Source organism: Mesorhizobium dulcispinae (assembly GCF_033977345.1).
In the GTDB taxonomy this organism is placed as follows: Bacteria; Pseudomonadota; Alphaproteobacteria; order Rhizobiales; family Rhizobiaceae; genus Mesorhizobium; species Mesorhizobium dulcispinae.
Window position 1 is genome coordinate 12,697 of record NZ_JAVIIY010000012.1, and the last position, 19,329, is coordinate 32,025.

A 19,329-nucleotide genomic window follows, 5' to 3' on the forward strand; every position below is an offset into this window, starting at 1 on the left:
TTAGGAAACGCGCAGGATGATCTTGCCGAAGACGTCGCGGCCTTCCATGCGCTTCAGCGCCGCGTCGATGTCGTCGAAGCCGACCTCGGTATCGATCACGGGCGCGACGAGACCGGCCGCCATCTTCTGCATGGCGTCGGCCATGTTCTCCATGCGGCAGCCGAAGGAGCCGAGCAGCTTCAATTGCTGCTGGAAAAGCTGCATCAGGTTGACCTGCGTCGAGACGCCGGAGGTCGAGCCGCAGGTGACGAGACGGCCGCCGCGTTTCAAGGACAGCATCGAGCCTGCAAAGGTGTCGGCGCCGACATGCTCGAACACGACATCGACGCCCTTCTTCTTGGTCAGCTTGCGCACGACGCCTTCGAAACGGTCCTCGCGGTAGTTGATGACATGGTCGGCGCCAAGCGCCTTCGCCTTGTCGATCTTGTCGTTCGAGCCGACCGTGGTGATGACGGTGCAGCCCATCTTCTTGGCCAACTGGATCGCGGCGGTGCCGATGCCGGAGCCGCCGGCATGGACGAGGATGGTCTCGCCGGGTTCCAGCTTCGCGTTGTCGAACAGCATGTGCTCGACCGTGCCGAAGGTGACGGGCGCGACAGCGGCGCCGATTTCGGAGACGCCGGGCGGCGCGGGCACCAGCAGGCGGGCCGGCAGGTTGATCTTTTCCTGGGCGAAGCCGTCGAGATGGAAGCCGTGGACGCCGGACACATGTTCGCAGAGATTATCGCGGCCTTCGCGGCAGGCGCGGCAAAGCCCGCAGGTGCGCGCGCCGTAGATCGACACCAGCTGGCCCGGCAGGAGATTGGAGACGCCAGGCCCGACCGCCTCGACCTCGCCGGAGGCTTCGGCGCCGACGACCAGCGGCAGCTTGCGCTTGGCGAAGGCCATGCCGCGCCAGCCCCAGACGTCGATATGGTTGAGCGCCACCGCCCTGATGCGGAGCGTCACTTCGCCCTGCGAAGGCGGCGGGGGAGGCGGCAGGTCCACCGTTTCAAGACGGCGGTCCTCGATAAGTTGCAATGCGCGCATTTGGCCTGTCGGTACTGTGGAAGCGGGAAAACGTCCGCTTAGACCGGTTCCCGCGCCATGACAAGGCAGGTGTTCTGGCCGCCGAAGCCAAAGGAATTCGACAAAACCGTGCCGACTTCGGCGCTGCGCTTCTTGTTCGGCACCACGTCGAGCACGATCGCCGGATCGGGATTGTCGTAATTGATCGTCGGCGGGATGACGCTTTCGCGCATCGTCATCAGCGAGAACGCGGCCTCGACCGCGCCGGCGGCCGACAGCGTGTGGCCGATCATCGACTTGTTCGAAGAGATCGGCATCGAGCCGACCCGCTCGCCGAACACCGTCGACAGCGACAGGTGCTCCATCTTATCGTTTTCCGGCGTCGAGGTGCCGTGCGCGTTGACGTAGTCGATTTCGTCCTCGCTCAAGCCGGCATCGGCAAGGGCGGCGCGCACCGTGGCGATCGCCGGCGAAGCATCGGGCTTGGAGCGGGTGCGGTGGAAGTCGTCGGCGCGCTCGCCGCAGCCGCGCATGATGCCGAGGATGGTCGCGCCGCGGGCAAGGGCGGCCTCCAGCGATTCCAGCACCAGCGCACCGGAACCTTCGGCCAGGACAAAACCGTCGCGGTCCTTGGAGAAGGGCTTTGAGGCCTTCTCGGGAATGTCGTTATGGGTGGAGAGCGCCGAAAGCAGCGAGAAGCGGATCAGCGCCTCCGCTGTCGCAGAGCCGTCGGCGCCGATCGACAACGCCTTGTCGCACTCGCCGCGGCGGATCGCCTCGACACCGAGCTGGATGGCGGTGGCGCCGGAGGCGCAGGCGGTGGACAAAGTGATCGGCAAGCCGCGCGTGCCGAAGCGGTCGGCCAGCCGGTCGGCGATCGAGCCGAACTGCGTGGTCTCGAAGATATCGAGCTCCTTCAGCCCGCGCGCTACCCGCAGCAGCCTTTCGGAACCGCTTTCCTTCTTGTCGGAATTGTAGAGCGAGAAGCGGTCGGCCCAGTCGAGCTCGACCGGCGGCGAGGCGAGAAACAGCGGTCCGCTGAAATCGCCGGAATCGAGGCCTGCCTCCGATACCGCTTCCTGGGCGGCTGTCTCGGCCAGCTCATAGGTGAGGGGGCTCGCCCCCTTGGAGCTCGACGGCAGGAAATCGACCATTCCGGAGATGCGGGTGTTGAGGTGATCGACGGGAAAGCGGGTGATCGGATGGATACCGGATTTGCCCGAGGTCAGCGCTGCCCAGTTGTCGGCCTTGCCGACGCCGAGCGAGGTCACGACGCCGATGCCGGTCACGGCGACGATCGGCCTGCCCATGTGATCGCGGAAATTGGCCATGTTCTGTCTGCCTCGGTCCAGAGCAATTCCAGGAAAAGCATGTCGCGGTTTTCCATCCGGAATTGCATAAAAACAAATCTAAGCGGCCTTGATCAGCCCCAGCCCCTCGAATTGGTGATAGCCGATCGCGGTTGCAAGGACGGTCGCGGGGGCACCCTCGAATGGCCGCTCCACTGTTGCATCGAAGACAGGGTAAGAAGCCTTACGATCGACGGCGAGCGCCGCGAGCGCCACGGCAAAGGGAAACTGCGCTTCCTTCATGTGGCCGGTGAGCGTCGAGAAGGCGCGCACCGCCAAGGCGGGACTTGCGTCGAGTGCTGCCTTTTCCGCTGCCGTGGCGGCATGGGCGCCCGAAGCGCCGGAAATCGTCAGCAATTCGCCGGCTGGCAGCGCCGTCTGCTTCAACAGCGCGGCGATTTCCGAATTCAACTCGCCGCGCCTGCGCCGGGCACGGCCGGAAACCACAGAACCGAGCTCCGCATAGATCCTGCGACCGCGGCTCACTGCGTGCTCGCGCTGTTCGAGCACCAGGAAGGCGCCGCCCGAACCCGTCACGACGCCACCTCCTTCGGCGCCCTGCCGCTGCCAGACAGGCCGCCAGGGGCCGCGATGCAGATAGCCGGCAAGCTCGTAGCTCAGCAGCATGTCGGAATGTTCGGTCTGGAACGCGCCGCCAACCAGCACATGGGTCGACTGGCCGGAGCGGATGCGCGCGGCCGCCGTCTCGACGGCCGAGACGCCGGCGCCTTCCTCGCCCATGAAGGTGCGGGACGAGCCGGTGACCTTGTGCACGATCGAGATATTGCCGGCGAGCAGGTTGGAAAGCTGGGCGAGGAACAGCGTCGGCCGCAATTCCGTGGTCAGCTTCTCGTTGAGCAGCACGTCGCGGTCGTTGCGGCTCTCGGAAGCCGCCAAGATCGCGCTGTCGACCGCCTCGTCACGCTCGCCGCCGCCGGCCGCCACCACCATGTCCATGGTCGCGCAGAGCTCGTCATTGCCCTTGATGCCGGCGTCGTCCAGCGCCAGGCCGGCGACATAAGTGCCGAGCCGCTGCCAGGTTTCCATCTGGCGCTGGTCGCCACGCTTGGCGATCTGCAGGTTCCAATCGATCTCGGGCAGGGGATGGATGGTGTAGGGCGCGAAGCGCGTCGCATCGAGCACCGGCTCGAGGCCCGGCCGGGTCAGCTTCTGCCAATGCGCGTCCGGTCCTTCTCCCAGCGAAGAGACAAGGCCGATGCCGGTGATGACGACGTCGCGCGGGGTGCTCATGAGCGGCTTTGTTGGTCAGGCTGGAGGCGGGTCAAGATCGTGCTCGTCAGGCGACCTTGGCCGCGACCAGCGCATCGATCTTGGCGCACAGGTTCTTCATGACGAAGTAGTCGTCGGTCGAGGCCTTGCCGTCATTGACCTCCTGCGTCCACTTCTCCAGCGGCACCTTGATGCCGAATTCCTTGTCGATGGCAAAGACGATGTCGAGGAAATCGAGGCTGTCGATACCGAGATCGTCGATGGTGTGGCTTTCGGGCGTGATGGTGTCGATATCGATCTCGCTGGTGTCGGCAATGATCTTGGCGACTTTCTCGAACGTGGTGGACAAGGGCTCTTCCTTCGGGTTGCGGGCGGAATCTGTCCGCATCTTGTTTGGGCGCTGTCTAATCGGTTTTTCCGGGCAGGAAAAGACCTGACCCGCCGGGCGCAGATGGGATGCCGGCTTTCTGAACGCAAGAAGGGCCGCTGAATGACCAGCGGCCCTTCCCGTTAACCTTAAGTCAGCTCAGCTCTCGCGGAGCTTGACCAGGTCGTTGAGCAGCCCGCCCGTACCGTTGTGAACGGTCAGGCGCTCGACCTTGCCGGCGATGGCTTCGAGAGCCTCGAGCTCCTTCAGCCGCAGCATCACCGGGTTCTCGGCCATTACCTTGGCCGTGTTGAGCAGCGAACGCGTGGCGTTCGTCTCCTCGCGGCGGCGGATGACGTTGGCCTCGGCCTGCTTCTCGGCCGAAACCACCTGGTTGAGGATCTCGCGCATCTCGCCCGGCAGGATGACATCCTTGAGCGCGATATCGCTGACCTCGAGGCCGATCGCGGCCATGTCGGCACGCACCTTGGCCGCCGCCTCCTCGTCGACCGTGACCTTCTTGTCGAGGATCTGGTCGAGCGTGAGCGCGCCAAGCGTCTTGCGGAAGGCGTACTGCAGGGCGCGGTAGAGGGCTTCCGCGAAGTCCTTCACCGTGCTCACCGCCGTCACCGGATCGACGACCCGGTATTCGGCGGCGATGTTGACGCGGATCGTCACGCGATCCTTGGTCAACATTTCCTGCCCGGCGACATCGAGCGACTGACGCTTGAGGTCGACGACCTTCACCTGGACCATGCGGCCGACGTTCCAGAAGGCGTGCACGCCCGCGGCAAGCGTGCGGGTGTAGACGCCGTCCACGAAGAGCAGCCCGACCTGGCCGTCCACGACCGGATGCAGGAACATGTGTTCCGTCTTCCGGGCCTGGCCGATCCGGCGCATCAAGGCCGGATCGACGGCGAGATCCGCCGCCGTGTCGACGGACGTCACCTTCCACGGGCCGGCATCCGTCCACAGCACGAGCTTGCGATCCGGAGTGAGAACGCCATGGAGGGCGCCATCGCGCTCGATGACGGCAATGTCGGTGCGCCCGGTGCGAACGACGGTGAAATGACGCGCGGCCACATCCGGGAGCTTGTCGAACAACGCCTTCTCGTAAGCCGAAACGAATTCCGGGTTCTTCAGGTCGTGCCTGGAGATTTCCAGGTTACCGCGCCGGTTTGCAAGCCAATGCTCGCCCGGCATCAGGATCGCCTGGATCTCGCCCTTGTAGAGGGCGACGGCACGTTCATTTTCCTTCACGAGGACGCGCTGGCGTCCAAGAAGCTTTTCGAGAATGGTCTTCATTGTCTTACTCCTGTCGGGCATGGCCCCATGCGAGGCGTCACGTCATGCGTCGATCGTCCTTTCGTTGCTCGTTTCACGTCGTCTCTTTTCAATTCCGGGCACGAATGATCCGGAGACCGGTGGCGTCGCCACGCAGCGGGCCTTCGGGAGCGGATCGCGGGGCGGCAAAGCGGGCGCTGGAGCCCGAAGGCTCCGTTGCCGGCACTGTCGCGCCTTGATCGTCACCGCGGGCCTGGCCGCGAGCCGATGGCGCAGGACATCGCGGGCCGGTGGGGCCGAAACCCTGCCGTACTTGAAATCCTCGCATTCCGGTCCCCGGACCGTTTTGGATAACACCACCCAAGGTGTCGGCTTAACAGGCCGTTGGAGAAGGAATCGAACCTTCGACAGTCAGATGCAAATCTGATGCTCTAACCAAACTGAGCTATCCGTGTCGTGGGTGTGGGAATTGAACCCTGCCTCCGGACCCAAATCCGGCGCTCTCCATGAGCTACACCCGCAAGTCCCAACACTCCGAGACGGCTCCGTACACAGTGCGGCAAAGCCGCCTGCGCGGGCGGAGACGAAAGCTCCAACCGTTGTGCTCGCTTCGGTTTTCGTGACCGGGAGCGCGCCTATAGACCCTGCGACGGGTTGTCGCAAGCGGCATTGTCGCGGCAGATTTGCGGCTTCCTTCGGCTGTGGCATTTCAGCAACAGCGCTGAATCCCGCGGGCCGGCGCCCTCAGAAGGTGACGCGGCCGAGCACCTTGAGGCCGTCGCCTTCCGGCGCGACGACCACGGCTTCGCCCTCGCGCGGCGCGATGCCGGTGAGCGCCTCGATGTTCTCCAGATGCGTGACCAGCACCAGGTTGTCGGAGCCGGAATAGCCGCGAATCTCCTTCATGATCGCCTCCATCTGGGCGGTCTTCTGCTCTGGGTCGGTCTTGAGCAGGTCGAGCGGCGCAAACGGTTCCGGCTCGGCCTCGAAAGCGATGCGGGCGGTGTCGAGGCAGCGGCAGTAGCGGCTGGAGAGCACCCGCCCTATTGGCGCCGCGCGCGCCGCGAACAAAGCGCCGATGCGGCTTGACTGCTGCTTGCCTCGCTCGGACAGGTTGAGCTGGGTGGCGCAATTGGCGATGTCGAAATTCGCCGGATCGGTCGCCCCGGTGACGAAGGCGTGGCGAAGCAAGACGATATGGCCGCCGTCGCGCAGCAGCGCCCAGCCCGCGTCTGTCGCGTGGGCGAGGGTCGGGACGGCAAACAGGAAAAGCGCCAGGGCAAGTCGCAGCATGAAGAGTCCCTATGGCAGCCGAGAGGCCGGAGCCATGACGGCATATAGGGACAGCAAAGCCGGTCGAAAGACAAGCAGAGGGACCGGCGGGCAGGCGGCGAGCGGTTCGTCCGGCTGATTGCGCGGTACTCGGGGCTCGCCTATCACGGGAAAGATGTCGCCGCTCGTCGAAACCGTCCTCTTCGTCTTCAGCCTCGTTGCGCTCGGCTATCTTGCCGGGTTCACCGGCTATCTGAAGCCGGCAAGCGGGGAAGGCATATCCGAATTCGCGGTCAACGTGGCGATGCCGCTGCTTTTGTTCCAGACCATGGTGAAGTCCGATTTTCACGGCGTGGCGCCGTGGTCGCTGTGGGGCGCCTATTTCGCGGCGGTCGCCGTCACCTGGGCCGCCGGCCATCTGGTCACGACGCGTATCTTCGGCCGGGATGCCCGAGCAGGCATCGTCGGTGGCGTTTCCTCGGCCTATTCCAATGTCGTGCTGCTCGGGGTGCCTTTCATCCTCGGCATTTTCGGTCCGAACGGCTTCGAGGTCCTGTCGCTGCTCGTCTCCATCCACCTGCCGGTGATGATGATGGCTTCGATCGTGCTGTTCGAGATGTTCGGCCGTGGCGGCGGCGAGCAGGTGCATCCGCTGCGCGTCATCAGGAATTTTCTCAGGCGGTTGTTCGTCAATCCGCTGATTATCGGCATTGTGGCGGGGCTTGCCTGGCGCTTTACCGGCGCGCCGCTGCCGGCGCTGATCGGGCGGCTGGTCGACGCCCTGGCGAACACGGCCGGACCGGTGGCGCTGTTTGCCATGGGGCTCAGCCTGCGCCGCTTCGGTATCTCGGGCAACGTCCGGCCAGCGCTCGCGCTGTCGGCGCTGAAACTCTTCCTGATGCCGGCGCTGGTGCTTCTCCTGGTCTGGCTGCTCGGCCTGCCGCCGCTGACGGCAAAGGTGGCCGTGGTGGCGGCGGCGCTGCCTTCCGGGATCAATTCCTATCTCATCGCCGTCCAGTTCAACACCGGCCAGGCGCTGGCGTCGAACCAGATGACGATCGCCACGGCAAGCGCGGTGCTGACTACGTCGTTCTGGCTGACGGTGGTCGTCAACGTGTTCGGCTAGCGCCAATTGGCCTGCCTGGCGCTCGCTTTTGCTGGCCCAACCCCTATATGCCATCTTGTGATTGCTTGCGGGGCTTTCCCTAGGTAAGAGCAATGCGCCAGCGTGCGCCCCTGCACGCCTATCGAATATCCAGAAAAACGGCCGATCAGCGCGCCGAACGGAGGCCAGACCATGCTTCAGAAAACCAGTCATTTCATGCGCCAGGCCAATCTCATCAACGGCGAATGGGTGCAGGCCGACAGCGGCCAGACCGTCGACGTCAACAATCCGGCCACGGGCCTCAAGATCGGCACCGTGCCGAAGGCCGGCAAGGCCGAAACCCGCCGCGCCATCGAGGCCGCGGAGGAAGCCTTCAAGAGCTGGCGAAAGACCACCGCGCTCGAGCGTTCGAAGCTCTTGCGCAAGCTGCACGACGCGATGATGGACAATCAGGACGTGCTGGCCGAGCTGCTCACCATCGAGCAGGGCAAGTCGCTGTTCGAATCCAAGGGCGAGATCGGCTCGGCCGCGAGCTATATCCTGTGGTTCGCCGAGGAGGGTCGCCGCACCTACGGCGACATCGTGCCGTCGCCCTGGGGCGACCGCCGTATCCTGGTGACCAAGGAACCGGTCGGCGTCATCGCCGCCATCACGCCGTGGAATTTCCCGTCCTCGATGCTCGCTCGCAAGCTCGGACCGGCGCTGGCCGCCGGCTGCACGGCCGTCGTCAAGCCGGCTTCGCAGACGCCTTACTCCGGCCTCGCCTGGGGCGCGCTCGCCGAGGAGGCCGGCTTCCCCAGGGGTGTCATCAACATCCTGACCGGCTCGGCCGGCGAGATCGGCGACGAGATCTGCGCCAATCCGCTGGTCAAGAAGATCACCTTCACCGGCTCGACCGAGGTCGGCAAGATCCTGATCCAGAAGTCGTCGACGACGGTCAAGAAAGTGTCGATGGAACTCGGCGGCAACGCGCCGTTCCTGGTTTTCGACGATGCCGACATCGATCGCGCCGTCACCGGCGCCATCACCGCGAAGTACCGCAATTCCGGCCAGACTTGCGTCTGCACCAACCGCTTCCTCGTGCAGGCGGGTGTCTATGACAGGTTCGTCGAGAAGCTGGCCGCCGCCAGCAACAACCTCAAGGTCGGTTCCGGCCTGGAGGAAGGCGTGCAGCAGGGGCCGCTCATCGACGAGAAGGCGGTCGAGAAGGTCGAGGAACTGATCGCCGATGCCACGTCGAAGGGCGGCAAGGTCGTCGCCGGCGGCAAGCGCCATGCGCTTGGCGGCTCGTTCTTCCAGCCGACGGTCATCGCCGATGCGACGCCGAAGATGCGCTTCATGAAGGAAGAGATTTTTGGGCCGGTCGCGCCGGTGTTCAAGTTCGAGACCGAGGAAGAAGCGATCGCTTTGGCCAACGACACCGAGTTCGGCCTCGCCTGCTATTTCTACACCGGCGATCTCGGTCGCGCCTTCCGTGTCATGGAAGGGCTGAAATACGGCATGGTCGGCGTCAACGAGGGCCTGATCACCACGCCAGAGGCGCCGTTCGGCGGCGTCAAGGAATCCGGCCTCGGCAAGGAAGGCGGACATCAGGGCATCGAGGATTATCTCGACACCAAATATGTCTGCATCGGCGGGCTCGGCCTCTGACAGCCATCCATGGGGCAGGCACTTGGCCTGCCCCTGGGAAACAGCCGGCGTAGTCCGCGGATCAATGAACTGACGTTTTCGGGCACAGCGATGAAGGACGGCGAGGTCTTCGGCACGACGCAGGCGGGCGAGCCGGTTCGCCGTTTCACCATCCGCGGCGGCGGGCTGACCGCCAACATCATCGGGCTCGGCGCAATCATCCAGGATCTTAGGCTCACCGGCCACGACGCGCCGCTGGTGCTGGGCTACGACCGGTTTGAACCTTATGAGAGCGATCGCGCCTATTTCGGCGCCGTCGTCGGCCGCTTCGCCAACCGCATTCGCGACGGGCGCTTCACCATCGCCGGCACGCGCTACCAGACGGAGCGCAACTTCCTCGACAAGCACACGCTGCACGGCGGCTCGGAGGGCTATTTCCACCGGCCCTGGACCGTCTCGCTGCACGGACGCGATTTCGTGACGCTGACGCTGCACGATCCGGACGGCACGATGGGCTTTCCGGGCGCGCTGGACGTCACCTGCACCTACCGGCTGAAGATCCCCGGCACGCTCAGCATGGAATTGACCGCGACCTGCGAGGAGCCGACGCTCTGCAACCTGGCGCAACACTCCTACTTCAATCTCGATGATGGCGGCGCCGGCGATATCCTCGACCACCGGCTGATGCTCAATGCCGGCGCCTATACGCCCGTCGATGGCGAGATGATCCCGACCGGGGCGGTGAAGCCGGTCGACGGCACGCCGTACGACTTCCGCCAGGCGAGGCCGCTGCGCATGGAAACGGAAGGCGAGCAGCTTCCCTACGACGTGAATTTCTGCCTGGCCTCGAGCCGTGGACCGCTGCACCAGGCGGCCTGGGTGCAAGGCGCCAATTCCGGCGTCGAGATGGAAGTCTGGACCACCGAGCCCGGCCTGCAGCTCTATATCGGCCAGTATGTGGCGCCGGCGTCGCCCGGGCTCGACGGCCGCCGCTACAAGGCCTTTTCAGGCTTCTGTCTCGAAGCGCAGACCTGGCCCGACGCGCCGAACCGGCCCTACTTTCCGCAGGCCACGCTGTGGCCGGGGCAGATCTATCGCCAGGTGACGGAATACAGGTTCCGTTTGCCCTAAGGTTCGGCAATATTGAAGTGAGTTGCGTCCAAGCTTCGATGGCGCCTAACTGTCGAAGGCTGTCCTCAACGTTTCGAACGGGGCGAGCGCGCCGCGCACCTGCACAACGGCGGCGGCCACCTGATGCGCACGGCGAGCCGCTTCGGCGGGCGCATGGCCGGCAAGGCGCGCTGCGAGATAGCCGCCATTGAAGGAGTCGCCGGCGCCGGTGGTGTCGACCGGCGCGGCGACGTGCACGGCCGGAACCGGCTGAATGGTGCCGTCAAGCGCAACCAGCGCAGCGTCCTCGCCGTTCTTGACGACGACCTCGCCGGCCAGCTTCCCAAGCCGCGCCGCGGTCGATTGCGGCGCCTCGTCGCCAAACAGCATCTGCTCGTCAGGGAAGGTGGGCAGCGCGATGTCGGCGACGGCGAGCGCTTCCAGGATCGCAGCCTGCGCGGCCTCGCGGCTCTGCCAAAGTCTGGGGCGGTAGTTCGGGTCGAAGGCGACGAGCGAGCCCGCGCGACGAGCCGTCGCAACGGCTGAAAGCAGGGTCTTGCGCGCCGCATCGTCCAGAATTGCCAGGGTGATTCCGGAAAAGTAGACAAGCGCCTGGTTTTCAAGGCTTTTCGCCAGCGCGGCCGGATCGGATGCGAGCCGGCGCGCCGCCGCATCGCTTCGCCAGTAGGTGAAGGCGCGCTCGGCTCCGGTGAGCGTGATGGCATAGAGGCCGGGTCTAGCGCCGGCGATGACCGGGCTGTAGCCGATACCGATGCCGTTCTGGGCGAAGAATGCAATCTGATCGCGCGAGAACGGATCGTCGCCGAAGGCCGAGACATAGGTCGCCGTCCGGTCCGGGCTCAGCGCATGCAGCGCCCATAGCGTGTTGAAAGTGTCGCCGGCAAAGCCCATGCGCCAATTTGGACCGCTCTGGCCCGACAGTTCCAGCATGCACTCGCCGATCGACGCGACACCATTGGCTTCCATGCGGTGCTTTCCTCCTAAAACTTTGTTGCTGTAGCTTTTTGCGGTCGGCGGCGCCATGCTTGGCTAAGGCCGATTTTTGCGCCAGAAGCGATTTCCCACAGGCGGGACGGGATGCTGCAGCGAGCCCGTGACGTTATCAGCCGAAGAGGAACCGGTTTGGCATCGATATGGCGTTACATTCTCGCGGGTCTCGGTCTGGCTGCCCTGCTGGTCGGCATCCTGGCAGTCGTCTATCTGACGGCGCCGCATTCGGCGTCCGGTCCCGATACCTCGCGCTCGAAGAAGACAGCCAACGGCCTGTTCGTTGCGAGCTTCGAGCCGGAGCGCGGAGTGATCCGGCAGGGCGAGTTGCAGTCCTGGCTGCTGACGCTGAAGACCGCTGCTGGCTCCCCGGTCGAGGGCGCTGCGATCACCGTTTCCGGCGGCATGCCGCAGCACAATCACGGCCTGCCGACCAGCCCGCAGGCGACCGACTATCTGGGCGAGGGGCGCTACCGGATCGACGGCGTGAAATTCACCATGAGCGGCTGGTGGCAGATGCGCTTCGCCATCTCGGCGGCGGCGGGTTCCGATTCCGTCGTCTTCAACATCGTGTTGTGAGTGGCCGATGAAGCGTCTTGCCCGCGTCGCAGGCCTCGCCGCTCTGGCCGCGCTCGCTCTGCTTGGCGGCTGCGACAAGCCCGAGTTCAGCGACGCCGAGAAGAAGACCATCGCCTCGCTGGCGCTGAACACGCTGCCGGCGCTTAAAGCCGATACCACGAACCAATACGCTGACGTGCCGGCCGCAGCGGCGCTCGGCTCGACGCTGTTCTTCGACGTCGGCATGAGCCGCGACGGCACGGTCTCCTGCTCGACCTGCCACAAGATCGACCGTCAGTTCCAGGACGACCTGCCGCAGGCGGTCGGCGTCGGCCGCACCAACCGGCGCACCATGCCTTTGGCCGGCGTGGGGCGCGACCCGTGGTTCTTCTGGGACGGACGGCGCGACAGCCTATGGGCGCAAGCGCTGACGCCGCTCGAAAATCCGCTCGAACAGGCCGGCAACCGCGCCGCCTTCGCGCATTACATCAAGAACCGGTTCGGCGAGCGCTATGAGCGCATCTTCGGGCCGCTTCCCGACCTGTCCGCCGTTCCGGCCAATGCCAGCCCGCTCGGCACCGATGCCGAAAAGGCGGCCTGGAACGCCATGCCGGCCAGCGAGCAAGACGACGTCAACCGCGTCTTTGCCAATATCGGCAAGGCGATTGCCGCCTTCGAGCGGTCGATCGAGCCTCCGCAGACGCGCTTCGACCGCTTCGCCATCGACCTAGCGACCGGCAGCAAGCCGCAAGGCGACGCGGCATTCTCGCCGGAAGAGATCCTCGGGCTGAAGCTGTTCATCGGCAAGGCCAGTTGCGTGACCTGCCACAACGGGCCGCGCTTCACCGACATTTCTTTCCACAACACCGGCGTGCCGCCGGTTAAGGACCTGCCGCCGGATCGCGGCCGGGTCGACGCCGTGACGCAAGTCGAGGCCGATCCGTTCAACTGCTTCGGCAAATTCCGCGACGGGGACGCCAGCGCCTGCCGCGAATTGCGCTTCATGGTGAAGGACGGGCAGCAACTGGTGCGCGCCTACAAGACGCCTTCGCTGCGAGGAGCGGCCACGCGTGCGCCTTATATGCACGCCGGGCAGTTTTCCTCGCTCGACGAGGTGGTGGCGCATTATTCGAAGGCACCGGCTGCCGTCGAGGGCGTTTCGGACGTGCATCCGCTCGATCTGTCAGGCCGCGAGCGCGCCGCTTTGGTGGCCTTCCTCAAGACGCTGTCAGAGTAGCTAGCGGTCCTTCACCGTTTCCATCGCCACAAAGGTAGACGTCTGCGCCACGTGCGGCAGGGCCGAGATGCGCTCGCCGAGCACGCGGCGATAGGCGGCGATGTCGGTGGTGCGGACCTTCAGCAGATAGTCGAAGCTCGACGCCATCATGTGGCATTGCTCGATCTCCGGCACGCCTTGCACCGCGCGGTTGAAGGCATCGAGCGCGGCCGAGCGCGTGTCGGAAAGCTTCACCTGCACGAAGGCGACATGGCCTTCGCCCATGCGTTCGCGGTCGATGATCGCGCGATAGCCCCTTATATAGCCGTCCTTCTCCAGCCGCTTCACCCGCGCCTGCACCGGCGTCTTCGACAGGCCGACCTTCGCGGCCAGTTCAGACATCGAAAGCCTGCCATCACGCCCGAGCGTGGACAGGATGTTACGATCTATGCGGTCCAATTGGTCTTCGGTCATCGAAATGGCGGTCGAAATGACGAGATTTTGGCCTATATGATAGATCGATCAGACTATCTTGTCGATTTCTTTGGACCGACCGAAATTCGCAGTTGTGCTAGCTTGCGCCAATCGGTCCGGTGACCGCCAGACCGCTCCCCAACGCTTGCTTTCATGGATCCGACATGCCGCTCGATGCCATCCGCCAGCAGATCCGCGCCAACTACCTGCCCGACGAAGACGAGGCGGTGAAGCGACTGTCCGAGGCGGCCGGGCTTTCCACGGCAGAGCGCAAGGCGATCTCGGCGCGGGCGGCCGATCTGGTGCGCGCGGTGCGCGGATCGACCGACCCTCGACTGATGGAGGTCTTTCTCTCGGCCTACGGCCTCTCGACCAAGGAAGGCGTGGCGCTGATGTGCCTCGCCGAGGCCCTGCTGCGCGTGCCGGATGCCGAGACGATGGACGATCTCATCGCCGACAAGATCGCGCCGCACGACTGGTCGGCCCATTCGGGCAGCTCGAGCTCCATCTTCGTCAACGCCTCGACCTGGGCGCTGATGCTGACCGGCCGCGTGCTCGACGAAGGCGAGGGCGGCATCGAAGGCACGCTGCGCGCCATGGTGCGAAGGCTGGGCGAGCCGGTCATCCGCAAGGCGGTGGCAGCGGCGATGCGCGAGATGGGCGAGCAGTTCGTGCTCGGCCGCACCATCGCCGAGGCGGTCAAGCGCGGCCGGCCGATGACACAGAAGGGCTATCTCTATTCCTTCGACATGCTGGGCGAAGCGGCCCGCACCGAGGCCGATGCGCTGCGCTATCACAAGGCCTATGCCGACGCGATCTCTTCGCTCGACGCCGGCTCGAATGGTCCCGACATCCGCTACAATCACGGCATCTCGGTCAAACTCTCCGCGCTTCATCCGCGCTACGAGGTAGCGCAGAAGGAGAAGATGCTGCCGGTGATGTCGGAGCGGCTGTTGTCGCTGGCGCTTGCCGCGCGGCATTCGCGCATGGGCCTCAACATCGATGCCGAGGAGGCAGACCGGCTCGATCTGTCGCTCGACGTCATCGAACGCGTGCTGGCCGAGCCGGAGCTTGCCGGCTGGGACGGTTTTGGCGTCGTCGTCCAGGCCTATGGCCCGCGCGCGGCCTTCGTCGTCGACTGGCTCTATGCGCTGGCGAAAAAATACGACCGCAACATCATGGTGCGGCTGGTGAAGGGCGCCTATTGGGACACCGAGATCAAGCGGGCGCAGACGCTTGGGTTAACCGGCTATCCGGTCTTCACCCGCAAGACCAACACCGACGTCTCCTATCTCGCCTGCGCGCGAAAACTGCTGTCGATGACCGACCGCATCTATCCGCAATTTGCCACGCATAACGCGCACACGGTGGCAGCCATCCTGTCGATGGCGAAGGATCGCGATTCCTTCGAGTTCCAGCGCCTGCATGGCATGGGCGAATCCCTGCACGAGACGGTGCGCAAGTCTGAACGCACGCGCTGCCGCATCTACGCGCCGGTCGGCGCGCATTCCGACCTGCTCGCCTATCTGGTGCGGCGGCTCTTGGAAAACGGCGCCAACTCCTCCTTCGTTCATCAGTTGACCGACGAGGAGGTCGAGCCCGAAGAAATCGCCCGCGACCCGCTGGAGACGGTGGAAAACCAAGGCCCCGCCGCCAATCCGGCGATCGCACGCCCGGCCGCGATCTTCGGCGCCAACCGGCGCAACTCCAGGGGATTCGACATCAGCGACCCGGTGACGCTCGCGACCATCGACAGAGCGCGGGCGGAGTTTGCCGGAGCCGACCGCTGGCATGCCAAGCCGATCACGCGCGCCGCCGGCTACGGCAAGCAGCGCCAGATCGTCAATCCGGCCAAGCCCGACGAAATCGTGGGCACGGTGCATGAGGCGGCGGCCAAGCAGGTGGCGACCGCCGTGCGCATCGCCGTCGATGCGCAGCCGGCCTGGGCGAAGCGCCCGGTCGCCGAGCGCGCCGCCATACTCAACCGCGCCGCCGACGTCTACGAGGCCAATGCCGCCGAGTTCTTCGCTTTGGCCACCCGCGAGGCCGGCAAGTCGCTGGCCGACGGCGTCGCCGAAGTGCGCGAGGCGGTCGACTTCCTGCGCTATTACGCTGCCGAGGCGGCGAATGCCGAGGCGGGCACTGAAGCGCGCGGCGCGATCGTCTGCATCTCGCCGTGGAATTTCCCGCTGGCGATCTTCACCGGCCAGGTCGTGGCGGCGCTCGTCACCGGCAATTCGGTGATCGCCAAGCCCGCCGAACAAACCCCGCTAATCGCCTTCCGCGCCGTCGAGATGCTGCGCGAGGCCGGCGTGCCGGAGGATGTCATCCAGCTTCTGCCGGGCGACGGTCCCTCGGTCGGCGCGCCGCTCACCGCCGATCCACGCATCGCCGGCGTGTGCTTCACCGGCTCGACCGAGGTGGCCAAGCTGATCGAGAAACAGTTGGCCGAGACCGCGGCGCCGGACGCCATGCTGATCGCGGAGACCGGCGGGCTCAATGCCATGATCGTCGATTCCACCGCGCTGCCCGAGCAGGCGGTGCGCGATATCCTCGCTTCCGCCTTCCAGAGCGCCGGACAGCGCTGCTCGGCGCTGCGGGTCCTCTATGTCCAGAAGGACGTCGAGAAGAAGATGCTGGAGATGCTGAAGGGCGCGATGGAGGCGCTCAATGTCGGCGATCCGTGGGCGATCTCGACCGATGTCGGCCCGGTCATCGACGACGAGGCGCAAGGCTCGATCGGCGACTACTGCACAAAGAAGGGGCTGGAAGGCCGGCTGATCGCCAAGCTGGAAACGCCGAAGCACGGCCGCTTCGTCGCGCCGCATGTCTTCCGCGTCAAAGGCATCGAGGAGATGGAACGCGAGGTGTTCGGCCCGGTGTTGCACGTCGCCAGCTTCGACGCCGACGACATCGATGCGGTGATTGCCGCCATCAACCGCAAAGGCTACGGCCTGACCTTCGGACTGCACACCCGCATCGAGGGCCGCGTCCAGCATTTCGTTGACGGCATCCATGCCGGCAACATCTACGTCAACCGCAACCAGATCGGCGCCGTCGTCGGCTCGCAGCCTTTCGGCGGCGAGGGGCTGTCGGGCACCGGACCGAAGGCCGGCGGGCCGCATTATCTGCGCCGCTTCCGCAAGGGCCCGGAGGCAGGTGCGGAGGTCGGCGAAGGCCACAAGGTCACCGCCACCGAGCTTGCCGACAATCTGCCCGATCCGACGCTGGGTGGGTGGTCGACGCGGCCGGATCGCGTAGCGATCCTCAGAAAGCATCTGCGCGGCAAGGGGGCGGCGGCAATCGCCGCGGCGGCTAGCCTCGATTTCGGCCAGGTCGATTTGCCCGGACCGACCGGCGAGGCGAACACGCTGTCGCTCGCACCGCGCGGCCGCGTGCTCTGCCTCGGGCCGGACGCCGACACGCTGCTTGCGCAGACGATCCAGGCTTTAGCCGCAGGCAATGCGGTGCTTGCGGTGGCGCCGGGAGCGCCGGCGGCGCTGTCGGCGCTGACCGGCAAGGGCCTGCCGCTCGCGGCGATCGACGGCCGGCCGGATCCGGTCGAGGCGCGTTCACTAAAGGTCGACGTCGTCGCTTTCTCCGGAACGCCGGAGGCGGCGCGCGTCGTGCGCAAGGTGATCGCCGAGCGCGCCGGGCCGATCGTGCCGCTGGTCAGCGAAGTGCTCAACCCGGCGGCCTACGCGCATGAGCGCGCGGTCTGCGTCGACACCACCGCCGCGGGCGGTAACGCCAGCCTGCTGGCGGCGGCTTAGGCAGCGAGAACATTGATGACCGCCGCGCGTTAGCGGCGGTCAGGCGCCCTCGACGACCGAGAAACCCTCGAACTGGGGATGCCCGAGATAGTGTACCTTCGAGGTGCCGGCATTGCGATGGGCGGCGCGGAAGTTCTCCGACTTCGTCCAGGCGATGAAATCGTCCTGGCTTGCCCAGACCGTGTGCGAGGCGAACAGCGTATAGCCCTCGGTCTCGTTGACCGGGCCGCGCAGCAGGTGGAATTCCTTGAAGCCTTTCATGTCCGAGAGGCTGGAATCGCGGTTTTTCCAGACTTGCTCGAAGGCTTCTTCCGAGCCGTTCTGGACCTTGAAGCGGTTCATGGCGATATACATCGGTTCCTTTCAAAATGGAATTCTGACGTTGAAGATGCCGAGGGCTTAAAAAGGACCGATCCGCGCCTTGAACACCCAAGTTGATTTTCCGGTCTCGGGTGGAATGGGAGGGAACGGGGCCTGCTTGCGCACCAGCGTCAAAGCGAATTGATCAAGCTCGGCTGACCCTGAGCTTTCGGCGAGCTGCAGGTCGCTGATGCTGCCGTCGGCAGCGACGACGAAAACCACCCTGGCATTGTTGCGAGCCTTGGCCTGGACCGATTTCGAAACGCGACGGTTGGCACGGGCAAGCTTCTTCTGGATTTCACCGCTGTAGCGGGATTCCAGGGCATTACCGGCGGCGGCCTTTATCTTGCCCTTGCTGGCGATGACCGGCGCATCGCGCGCATCGCCATCCGCTGTGCCGCGCGGTTCAATGGTTTCGCTTGATCCGGCTGGCGCGCTCGACATCGCGCTCGCGGCCGGTGCATGCTCGGGCTCGGCAGGGGGCGCTTCGGCGCTTTGCGGCTCGACCGCGGGCGTCGGCTTGCTTTCCGTGGGAACACTCTGATCGTCCTGGCGCGGTGTGGCGGCGGCCAGGATATCAGGCGTGGGAGCCGGCTCCTTGATGGGTTCGGGCTGGGGCTGAGGCTGAGGCGTCAGCGGCTCGCTTGCCGCCGGTTGCGGCGCCTCGGCTGGCGGAGTGGGCTGCGCGGCCTGGCGTTTCGCCGGCTGCGGATCAGGCACCAAGGTAACATCCACCGCTCCAGCCGCTTGGTCTTCCAAGGCGCTGCCGATCACATTGGCGCCGGACTGGTCGGCGCCTTCGGCCTGGATCGCATCCATGGCGTCGAATGTTCCGGCGGGCGCGAGCAGAAACGCCGCTGCCGCGGCGCCATGGAGCACGCCGGAGGCGATGATCGCCACCGGCCATCTGCGATGCGGGGCCGATTGCGGCGGCTGCACGAGCGACTCGGCCGGCGTGATCGCCAGTTCGCTGCCTGCATCGGAGGGGTGATTGATGTCCTGCATGTCTGGCGGGGAGACCTGCCGCGCGCGATAGGGACTTGTCAAATCAAGATCGGTTGCCGCCCATGGCGGCAGACCGGTGGCAGGCCACGCCATGGCGTCTCGCGGGAAGGCCGGATGCGATCCCACCTCTATATGCCGAAAGCGATGCCGGTCTTGGTCGAGGTCTTCAGGCCGCGCATGCACATTGCCGGCTCGACGCCGGTGCCGGCGCATTCCGTCGCGCTGTTGATCAGCACGCGGCTGAGCTTGCCGCAATCGGCACCGGCAAGGTCGAAGCGCGTGACTTTGGTCTTGCCGGCCGGCAGGTTGTTGAAGTCGAGCACGGTCAGGCGGTCGACGACGCCGGCCTGGTTGAACAGCGCGATCTCGAAAGCCGCTTTCGACAGGTCGGCGCCGAGCGCGTTGTTGACGACGAAGGTCAGTCGGCAACCCTTGTCGGAGGGCTGCGCGGCGTTGAGCTCGAGGGTCAATGCTGGTACTGGGGCCGGAGCCGGCGCGGATTGAGTCCACGCCGGCGCCGGGCCAAGCGACATCGCCAGCGCCGAGGTCAAGAGACGAAGCGATGTCTTTGAACGTGGCAT

At 65.4% G+C, this 19,329-nt stretch carries 17 protein-coding genes and 1 tRNA gene; 6 read left to right on the top strand and 12 right to left on the bottom strand.

All coding sequences use genetic code 11. The annotated features are described in order from the left end of the window. The 7 genes from RFN30_RS23405 to RFN30_RS23435 all read right to left on the bottom strand — a co-directional run bounded on the left by RFN30_RS23405 (position 1) and on the right by RFN30_RS23435 (position 6,531). Positions 1 to 1,029 (bottom strand): zinc-binding dehydrogenase, encoded by a 1,029-nt coding sequence (locus RFN30_RS23405; RefSeq protein ID WP_320264453.1) that lies wholly within the window; start codon positions 1,027 to 1,029, stop codon positions 1 to 3. Positions 1,030 to 1,067: 38 nt separating this feature from the next. Next, complete coding sequence (locus RFN30_RS23410; RefSeq protein ID WP_320264454.1) at positions 1,068 to 2,339, bottom strand: beta-ketoacyl-ACP synthase; 1,272 nt, start codon at positions 2,337 to 2,339, stop codon at positions 1,068 to 1,070. 78 nt (positions 2,340 to 2,417) lie between these two features. Beyond that, positions 2,418 to 3,608, bottom strand: coding sequence for a beta-ketoacyl-ACP synthase (locus tag RFN30_RS23415; RefSeq protein WP_320264455.1), 1,191 nt, complete (start codon positions 3,606 to 3,608; stop codon positions 2,418 to 2,420). 46 nt (positions 3,609 to 3,654) lie between these two features. Further along, positions 3,655 to 3,936, bottom strand: coding sequence for an acyl carrier protein (locus RFN30_RS23420; RefSeq protein WP_125003297.1), 282 nt, complete (start codon positions 3,934 to 3,936; stop codon positions 3,655 to 3,657). Positions 3,937 to 4,113: 177 nt separating this feature from the next. Further along, positions 4,114 to 5,259, bottom strand: coding sequence for a slipin family protein (locus RFN30_RS23425; RefSeq protein ID WP_320264456.1), 1,146 nt, complete (start codon positions 5,257 to 5,259; stop codon positions 4,114 to 4,116). 363 nt (positions 5,260 to 5,622) lie between these two features. Beyond that, a tRNA-OTHER gene (locus tag RFN30_RS23430) sits at positions 5,623 to 5,689 on the bottom strand. A 293-nt stretch (positions 5,690 to 5,982) separates the two neighbouring features. Beyond that, a complete protein-coding gene (locus tag RFN30_RS23435) occupies positions 5,983 to 6,531 on the bottom strand; it encodes a histidine phosphatase family protein (protein ID WP_320264457.1) in 549 nt (182 codons plus the stop codon). 154 nt (positions 6,532 to 6,685) lie between these two features. Between RFN30_RS23435 and RFN30_RS23440 the strand changes: the two genes are divergently transcribed. The 3 genes from RFN30_RS23440 (at position 6,686) to RFN30_RS23450 (ending at position 10,375) form a co-directional block, all read left to right on the top strand. Further along, complete coding sequence (locus RFN30_RS23440) at positions 6,686 to 7,636, top strand: AEC family transporter (protein WP_320264458.1); 951 nt, start codon at positions 6,686 to 6,688, stop codon at positions 7,634 to 7,636. A gap of 171 nt (positions 7,637 to 7,807) precedes the next feature. After that, the gene (locus tag RFN30_RS23445) at positions 7,808 to 9,265 is read left to right on the top strand and encodes an NAD-dependent succinate-semialdehyde dehydrogenase (RefSeq protein WP_320264459.1); all 1,458 of its coding nucleotides are present in this window, start codon (positions 7,808 to 7,810) and stop codon (positions 9,263 to 9,265) included. A 90-nt stretch (positions 9,266 to 9,355) separates the two neighbouring features. Continuing rightward, positions 9,356 to 10,375: an aldose epimerase family protein gene (locus RFN30_RS23450; protein ID WP_320264460.1), complete on the top strand. Its 1,020-nt coding sequence runs from the start codon at positions 9,356 to 9,358 to the stop codon at positions 10,373 to 10,375. Between the two features lie 45 nt (positions 10,376 to 10,420). On the opposite strand, the gene RFN30_RS23455 is transcribed toward RFN30_RS23450, so the two are convergent. Then, positions 10,421 to 11,341: a sugar kinase gene (locus RFN30_RS23455; RefSeq protein WP_320264461.1), complete on the bottom strand. Its 921-nt coding sequence runs from the start codon at positions 11,339 to 11,341 to the stop codon at positions 10,421 to 10,423. A gap of 156 nt (positions 11,342 to 11,497) precedes the next feature. On the opposite strand from RFN30_RS23455, the gene RFN30_RS23460 reads away from it, so the two are divergent. Beyond that, on the top strand, positions 11,498 to 11,941 hold the full coding sequence (locus tag RFN30_RS23460) for a FixH family protein (protein ID WP_320264462.1): 444 nt from the start codon (positions 11,498 to 11,500) through the stop codon (positions 11,939 to 11,941). 7 nt (positions 11,942 to 11,948) lie between these two features. Continuing rightward, positions 11,949 to 13,157 (top strand): cytochrome-c peroxidase, encoded by a 1,209-nt coding sequence (locus RFN30_RS23465; RefSeq protein WP_320264463.1) that lies wholly within the window; start codon positions 11,949 to 11,951, stop codon positions 13,155 to 13,157. Here the strand turns inward: RFN30_RS23465 and RFN30_RS23470 are convergent, their stop codons facing one another. Further along, on the bottom strand, positions 13,158 to 13,610 hold the full coding sequence (locus tag RFN30_RS23470) for an Lrp/AsnC family transcriptional regulator (RefSeq protein ID WP_320264464.1): 453 nt from the start codon (positions 13,608 to 13,610) through the stop codon (positions 13,158 to 13,160). A 164-nt stretch (positions 13,611 to 13,774) separates the two neighbouring features. Between RFN30_RS23470 and putA the strand changes: the two genes are divergently transcribed. Further along, a complete protein-coding gene (putA, locus tag RFN30_RS23475) occupies positions 13,775 to 17,383 on the top strand; it encodes a bifunctional proline dehydrogenase/L-glutamate gamma-semialdehyde dehydrogenase PutA (protein WP_320264465.1) in 3,609 nt (1,202 codons plus the stop codon). A gap of 39 nt (positions 17,384 to 17,422) precedes the next feature. Here putA and hmuQ read toward each other — a convergent pair whose 3' ends face one another. From hmuQ to RFN30_RS23490, 3 genes are read right to left on the bottom strand one after another with little or no spacing between them, the layout of a single operon-like run. Beyond that, entirely contained in the window at positions 17,423 to 17,737 is a 315-nt protein-coding gene (gene hmuQ, locus RFN30_RS23480) for a heme-degrading protein HmuQ (protein WP_320264466.1), read from the bottom strand. A gap of 45 nt (positions 17,738 to 17,782) precedes the next feature. Then, positions 17,783 to 18,931: an energy transducer TonB family protein gene (locus RFN30_RS23485; protein ID WP_320264467.1), complete on the bottom strand. Its 1,149-nt coding sequence runs from the start codon at positions 18,929 to 18,931 to the stop codon at positions 17,783 to 17,785. Continuing rightward, on the bottom strand, positions 18,877 to 19,329 hold the full coding sequence (locus RFN30_RS23490; RefSeq protein WP_320264468.1) for a hypothetical protein: 453 nt from the start codon (positions 19,327 to 19,329) through the stop codon (positions 18,877 to 18,879). The genes RFN30_RS23485 and RFN30_RS23490 overlap by 55 nt, the downstream gene beginning before the upstream one ends.